Genomic DNA, 7276 nt, shown 5'->3' with positions numbered 1-7276 from the left:
ACAGCAAGAAGGTTTAATTCGATTTAGCGAAAAATAAGGAAAAAAATGACCGCACTTTTAATGACACAACTTTGGGATCAGGTTACGCACGCCTTGCAAGAAAACGATCCCGCGAAAAAATGTGAGCAAGTAAATGCCTTATATACCGAGCTTTTGCCTCGCATTGAGCAAGCTGAATTAGCGGACTTCCCAACAGTAAAAAAACGATCAAGAAATCGCTGCTTTTCCTGATAAGCCGAAGTTGGTCGCACCGCACGCCGTGCCAAAGCGTTCTTTTGCCACCGAAGAGGGCTATGCCGCTACTTTGCACGCCATTGCGCATATTGAATTTAATGCGATCAATTTAGGCTTAGATGCGGCTTGGCGATTTTCTCGTGAAGCAGAAAAAGAATTAGGCGAAGGATTAGCCTTTGCTCGTGATTGGTTGCGTGTTGCTTATGAAGAAAGCTCCCATTTTACTTTAGTAAACAATCATTTAAAAACCTTAGGCTATAAATATGGCGATTTTGAAGCGCACGCTGGATTATGGGAAATGGCACAAGCCACCGCACACGATATTTGGGAACGAATGGCGTTAGTGCCACGAGTTTTAGAAGCAAGGGGCTTAGACGCCACACCGGTAATGCAAGAAAAAATCGCACAGCGCAAAGATTTTGATGCAGTGAAAATTCTCGATATTATTTTGCGTGATGAAATCGGCCACGTTTCCATTGGCAATCATTGGTATCACGCTCTTTCCGCCAAACGAGGGCTGGACGCAATGCAATGTTTTAGCGATTTATTGCGTAAATATCGCATTGTTATTTTCAAAGGGGCAATCAACACCGATGCCCGTATCCAAGCTGGCTTCACCCAATTTGAACTGGATTGGATCTATGAAATTGAACAGACGCTAAAATCTCATATTAAGGCAGTGAAGGGATAAAATTTTCCCTTCTTCTCATAGGAAAGAAGGGAAAAATACTTATCTTACTCCCCCACTCTCGCCCTAATACGATCTGCAAACATTCCAATACTGACCGCAAAATAATTGGAGCGATTCCAATCAAGCAAGGTGCGGAAATTATTTGACACTAAGAAAGCGCGACCATTTTCACCATCTGGTTGCACAAGCCACAATGTTGTGTGAGAAAGTGCGGTGAGATTTTGTGTACTTTCTGAGTTGAACGATTTAAGTTCAACCCCCTGTGCTTGCCAATCTTGCAGTGAACGCGCTTTGTGCTTTTCAATGCCCGCTAAACTTGGGCTAATATACTGATTTAAACGCACTTCCACGCCCCACGGCAGTTTATCGTCCCAACCGACAGTATGTAAATAACGCGCGATAGACGCGAAAACATCATAGTTGTTTTTCCAAATATCTTTTTCGCCGTCACCATTACCGTCCGCCGCATAGCTCAAATAAGAACTTGGCATAAATTGCGTTTGCCCCATTGCGCCAGCCCAAGAACCTTTCATTTTATGGCGCTGGATATGGTCACGTTCTAACATTTTCATTGCAGCAATAAATTCTTTACTAAATAACGGCTCACGGCGGCCATCAAAGGCAAGGGTGGCTAATACAGAAAGCACATCATAATAACCTTGATAATAACCAAAACTGCTTTCCATTCCCCATAACGCCATTAAATATTCTTTTTGTACGCCAAATTTTTTACTCGCCTTTTCTAATTGCGGTAATTGTTCCCAATAACGTTGTTCGGCAACATTTACCTTATTTGTGGTCAGTACGCGATTAAGATAATTCGTTACCCCATTAGGATTGAATACTCTTGGTTCATTCGGGTTACGTTTTTTTATTTTCCCCGCTTGTTGTTTATCCAATGCCACTGCTTTAGGAATATATTGAATATTTTGTTGTGCATTTAGCACCGCACTTGAAACCCCTTGTCCAGCGGCTTTGGCTTTTAAAAATTGTACATAATCATCAAAATTATTTAATGTACGAGGTTTATTATATTGAGTATTTTCACTTATTGCCTTAATAGAATGACTACTTGAACAAGCAGATAATAAAACCGCAGAAATAATGAAGTAAAATTAATTTTTGTTAAACATTGGCTTTCCTTAAAATAAATAAAATATTATTTGCGTAAAACTTATAGATGATTTTTAATAATGAAACAGGTAATAAACGTGGTAAAACACGCAATAAAAATACGATAAATCCTGAAATCGTGGATTGTAATTTAACGTTGCGTTTGAGTTTAAATAAATTCCACTCACATTTTGCTTGCGCTAAGCCGCGGCGGCGAGAAACCATTCCATTGCCTACGCGAGCATAAACTAAAATATCAGGCAGATTCGCCACATTTTGCGGATATTTCGCCACCAAGTTTATCCATAAATAATAATCTTCCTGAATATCTTGATAACCCCCCAGCAGCGAGTACAGCAGATTTTTGATAAGCCACGGTCATATGATTGAAAGGACTGCGCGTTTTTGTGAACTCGACAATTTCTTTAGGTTGAGTTGGTACATTGCGATAACTCACAATCTCTTGCATATTCTCGCCAAATTCAGCAATTTGTCCGCCAAAGATGATGGTTTCAGGATTTTGCTTGATGAAATTTACTTGTTTTTCAAAACGTTGCGGATCGCAAATATCATCGGTATCCATACGGAAAACCCATTCGTTGGCACAATGCAACAATCCTTCATTTAACGCTTTGCCCAATCCTTGATTTACTGGCAGCTTCACTAATTTTAGCGGTAAAAATTCTGCAAAATTTTGCACCGCACTTTCTAATTCGGGCGTAACGGCACCGTCAAACACTAAGACAATTTCATCTGCGGGCAAGGTTTGCGCGCGCAAACTTTCTAAACATTCACGCAAGAATTGTGGATTTTCCTTAATATATAAGGACATTAAAACTGAAAACTTCATTAAATAAACCTTTTCAAATGAATAGCTAATTTTGGTGAAATAAAAATGATGATCGCAATAATCAGCAGTTTAATATTTTTGCTTAATTTAAACATTTTCCAATAATAAATTCCCGCTTTGCGTGATAAATTCATAATATACGGATAGGCGAGCATATAAAGTGAATTTAGGGCAAAGTTTTTATGTTGGATTGGTGTTTTCACATAATTCTTCTCAATAAAACTGATGGCTTGTTCAGTATTCGTTAAATTGGTTGAAACACTGGAGCGTTGAGTATGAAAAGTACATTCTGTTAAAGGCTGATCGACATAGAGCGATTTTAATTCAGATGATGAAATTACTTTTAATACAAATTCATAATCTTCTAAAGATTTTAATTGCGTTGAAAGCCCACCTAAAGCTAAAAAGAAAGATTTCTTAATCCCAATCATCGGCATTCCACCAATTTTATTGGCTAATAAAATATTATCTAATGTGAGATCTTTTTGTTGTGTAAAAGGGTGAGTAAAATAGCTAAAATTTTCATTTACCATTACACATTTTGCTGGGTGGTAAATAAAATTTACTTCAGGATTTTGCGTAATTTGCTGCGCTAAAATTTCACATTTCGACTTTTCAAAACGATCATCATCATCTAAAAATAACAGCCAATCTTGCGTTGCATTTCTTGCTCCAATATTACGGCTTTCCGCCGCACCTTGGTTTTGCTCATTACGAATAACGGTTACACGAAAAGGATAATCTTTTTCTACCACCACTTTTTCTTTCGAGCAATCATCAACAATAATGACTTCAAAATTATGCGCACTTTGTTGCGTTAAACTCGCTAATAACGCAGGGATTTCGGCTTGCCGATTATAAGATGGCACAATAATACTAAACATTTTGTTTTCCTTCTTTTCTAAATAAGAAGAGATTTTTCCCTTGTTGGCCAAATAAGGATAATAACATTAGCAATACTAGCATTATTCCAGGGAACGCATAAGTATCTGCTTTAATATTTAATACAGAAAGTATAAATAATGTGGATAAAATAAATAACCAACTTCCATTAAACCAATTTAATGCTATTTTACGCACAAAATAAGCAGTAAATAAAAACAAACTGATAAATAACCAATACCACCATAAAGTAATTGGCGTAAAAAACCGCTGTCGGTTAAGCCATAATATTTTCCATTTGGCATAATATATCGCCCATCACCCCATAATATTTGTTTTAATTCTGGGATAAATAAATGACGCTTCATTAATGTGTCTGTTGATGAACTACTTAATCCTTGATGATTAATCAAATTAATCAATGGTTCTAATGCGTGGGCGACATAAGGATTTTTAGGATAATAAATGGCCAAACCTAAACATAGCAACCCAAACAAGCCTAAAGCAGGTAAGTATTTCCATTTAAAATAAATGGCGATACTAACGATTGAAAGTAATAAAAACGTTCTGCCTGAAATTAATCCAATACATAAAATTAAGAATAAATACACCGCACTTAATTGATTATGTGCTTTGTTGTAAGCTAATAAAAAGTGTAATAAAAGAATGTAAAAAGCACTTAATTGAAAGAATGCTGATGACGTAATATTATATAAACGATACTCTTGGTCTGAACCATAAAAACGTGGCAATACAATATTGGTTGAAAGGGCAAGTTCTGCCATAAAGCCAACGCCCATTAATGCGGTTATGCCAACAATCCATTGAACAATAATACCAATTTTAAATCTCGAATAAGCAGTGCTTTTCCATTGTTATTCAAATAAAAAATATTATAAATTCCAATGGCAAAATAAACCAAAATTAAGGTTTTACTATATTGCAATAATACAGAATAATCTTGCGTGTGGTGTGCCAACATTGGAATTGCACTTAACACAATCAAGGCGATAATTGCGATTAGGCTATCTAACGGGATAAAAATACCTTGTGGGCGTTGTTTTTTACTACTTGATAAGCTAAGCAAATGAGCGAAATAGCCCCAACAAAAAATGCCATTCGGAAAAAATGGAATAGCCAAGGATCGTAAAGATACAATAAATTGACCAATGCAGACATTATTTTCCACCTTTTAGGTTACGCTTTATGGCAAGTAATTTTTTAATGGGTATTTAATTAATTTTTGCCAAAAATGATGTGTTATGCTGCCACGCACATTTTCTAAATTGCTCATTAATTTTGGATTTTCAATTGCCAATAAAGGGCGAACCACTTGCGTATCTAAAGCAAATTTATTTCCAAATAAAATATAATCATCTGCCAGCCAATAAGGTTTTTCTTCGGCTAAAAAGGCTTTTACCGCAGATTTTTTAATTAAATAGGCTACCGTGCCAGCAAAATAGTTACGATAAGGATAGGCATAGCAAAATGACGATCCCGTAATCTTATTGCGTAAAAATGAAAAGGTTGTTGGATAGTTAATTTCTAATTCAGAATGATTAAAATCATCAATTTTAGACTGGCCAATAAGAATAATATCTGCCTGAATATTTTCTTTGAGTAAACAATCTAAATGATGTTGAAAATCTTGATTAAACAACGCATCATCTTCACAAATTAAACAATATTCATCGTCTTGAATATTTTCATCATTGGCAATTAAACGATATACAGCTAAATGGCTTAATGTACAGCCAATTTCACCTTTGGTAACCTTTCGCCCATAACGCTGCGAAAACTTTTCTTGATCATAAAGAGCGGTGAGATTTTCTGGCGTTTCTTGCATCGTATTAATTGCACTAAACAACGTGAAATCTTGGGTATTTGGCTGAGCAAAAAAGAGTTCTCGGCGTTGATGATCTTTATCTAAAGAAATAAGAAATTTTTTCATTTTATCCAACTTAAATTAGTTATTCGTCTTTATAGGGAATTTATAATAGTAAATGAGTGAAATCATTAATCTCACTAAACTTGCCCCTATTAACGCATAGGCCACTCCATACAATCCGTGATTTTTGAAAGCAAAAAACAATCCGACCAAAACAAGAATAGAAATAATCTGGCGTGTAAATAATAATACTTGCTTACCTAAAATCAGCATATTTTGTGATAATAACCAAGAAAGCCCTGCTAATAATGAATTAATAATAAACCACAATAATACTGGGGCAACTTCAATATAAGCATTACCAAAAAATAAATGAATAACAGGTTCAGCTAAAAATGGCACAATTATCACCGCACTTATTCCCATTAAAAGAATAAGCCCTAGCACTGCACAAATACGATTTAGATTATTGAGTAAACCAGAATAATAATAATCCACCAGCATATTGATTATACGAGTGAGCAAGGCATCAAAGGCAATGCAAACCGTATATAAGCCTAAAGTATAGTTGCCCATTAACGCGACAATTAAAAAACGGTCTAGATTTACCGTTGTTGCGCCAAAGGTTTGTAGCAAGTTTTGTTTTAGCCAATTTTTGAAGAAATAATTTGGTACTATGCTTTTTATTTCTGCTTTCTGCTTAAACTGTTTTTCTATTTTGCTAAGGGCATAAAGTGCAAATAAAGCTTGTATGCAAGTTAAAATGGTTAAGAGCTGAACTACTTTTTCTAAATGTTGTTCACCAAAAAGGAAATAATAGCCGCCATATAACCCCACAGCTAAAATGGGTTGCTGTAAAGAAAGCAGGCGATAAACAGATAAATTAGCATCAATTTTACTTTTTCTAAAGTAATCGTAAAAATAGCCGTTAAAACAACATTTAAAATAAATAAATAATGAAATGAAGTAATATTAAATAATAAAAGCGAAAGGCTGGATACCAATACCGAAAATAATAAAAAAGCAGAAAAATAGTAACGCCAATAATGATATTGGTTATTTCGCATACAAAGAGCGAGAGAAAACCCAACGCCGCCAGTAGCAATGGTTACCACATAGGTTACGGACGTAATAAAAAGCTGCAACGCACCACGTTCTTCAACTGCAAGCAAACGAGCAAGCAAAAAGGAACTCACCATTGTGAGTCCCGTGGTTAAGAAAGTGGTAATCAACAGTTTTGCAAAGGATTTATTCTTCATAAACTTTCACAAAATCAAGACCTTGCGTCCATTGGCGATAATAGCCTAGGTTTTTACCATAGGAATTATCACACACGTCATTTGGGATTTCTAACAGACAAGAAAAAATATGTCCGTGCAATCGGCTTGTTATCACTAAATCATAGTGTTGGAAAATGCCTTTACAGCGTTCAATCACAGCCAAACTGTGGCGATACCATAAATGATTGACCACATTTTTTAACCAAGGCTGATGAAATTTATTCGCGACTTTCGCTAATCCACTACAAATACGTTCATAATATTTATCTTGTGTGGTGAGAATATCTTCCCAATCTTTTATTTCGGCATTCTCTGGTAATGTGGCTTGGATATTTTTT

General features: G+C 35.6%; 3 protein-coding genes and 5 pseudogenes. 1 reads left to right on the top strand and 7 read right to left on the bottom strand.

What is annotated here, in order from left to right:
- The first annotated feature begins 45 nt into the window (after positions 1-45).
- A pseudogene (locus C3Z13_RS07320) lies at positions 46-925 on the top strand (ferritin-like domain-containing protein).
- Between the two features lie 44 nt (positions 926-969).
- Here the strand turns inward: C3Z13_RS07320 and C3Z13_RS07315 are convergent.
- From C3Z13_RS07315 to C3Z13_RS07285, 7 genes and pseudogenes are all read right to left on the bottom strand, one after another.
- Entirely contained in the window at positions 970-1986 is a 1017-nt protein-coding gene (locus C3Z13_RS07315) for a lytic murein transglycosylase (protein WP_425427462.1), read from the bottom strand.
- A gap of 64 nt (positions 1987-2050) precedes the next feature.
- A pseudogene (locus C3Z13_RS07310) lies at positions 2051-2888 on the bottom strand (glycosyltransferase family 2 protein).
- Entirely contained in the window at positions 2888-3772 is an 885-nt protein-coding gene (locus C3Z13_RS07305) for a glycosyltransferase family 2 protein (protein ID WP_103855489.1), read from the bottom strand. The pseudogene C3Z13_RS07310 and the gene C3Z13_RS07305 overlap by 1 nt, the downstream one beginning before the upstream one ends.
- Positions 3765-4949, bottom strand: a pseudogene (locus C3Z13_RS07300) (hypothetical protein). Before C3Z13_RS07300 ends, C3Z13_RS07305 begins: the two are co-directional and overlap by 8 nt.
- Positions 4949-5721, bottom strand: a pseudogene (locus tag C3Z13_RS07295) (glycosyltransferase family 25 protein). The pseudogenes C3Z13_RS07300 and C3Z13_RS07295 overlap by 1 nt, the downstream one beginning before the upstream one ends.
- Before the next feature lie 15 nt (positions 5722-5736).
- Positions 5737-6917, bottom strand: a pseudogene (locus tag C3Z13_RS07290) (lipopolysaccharide biosynthesis protein).
- On the bottom strand, positions 6907-7276 hold a 370-nt coding region (locus C3Z13_RS07285; protein ID WP_181022029.1), incomplete at its 5' end, for a polysaccharide pyruvyl transferase family protein. The gene C3Z13_RS07285 and the pseudogene C3Z13_RS07290, both read right to left, overlap by 11 nt.

The sequence above is a fragment of the Avibacterium endocarditidis genome (assembly GCF_002921145.1).
Taxonomy (GTDB): domain Bacteria; phylum Pseudomonadota; class Gammaproteobacteria; order Enterobacterales; family Pasteurellaceae; genus Avibacterium; species Avibacterium endocarditidis.
The sequence above is the reverse complement of the archived record's forward strand: the minus strand, read 5'-3'. Positions and strand labels throughout refer to the sequence as shown.

Coding starts and splice junctions, on each gene's coding strand:
- C3Z13_RS07305 (WP_103855489.1), bottom strand. CDS start 3,772: ATGTTTAGTATTATTGTGCCATCTTATAATCGGCAAGCCGAAATCCCT.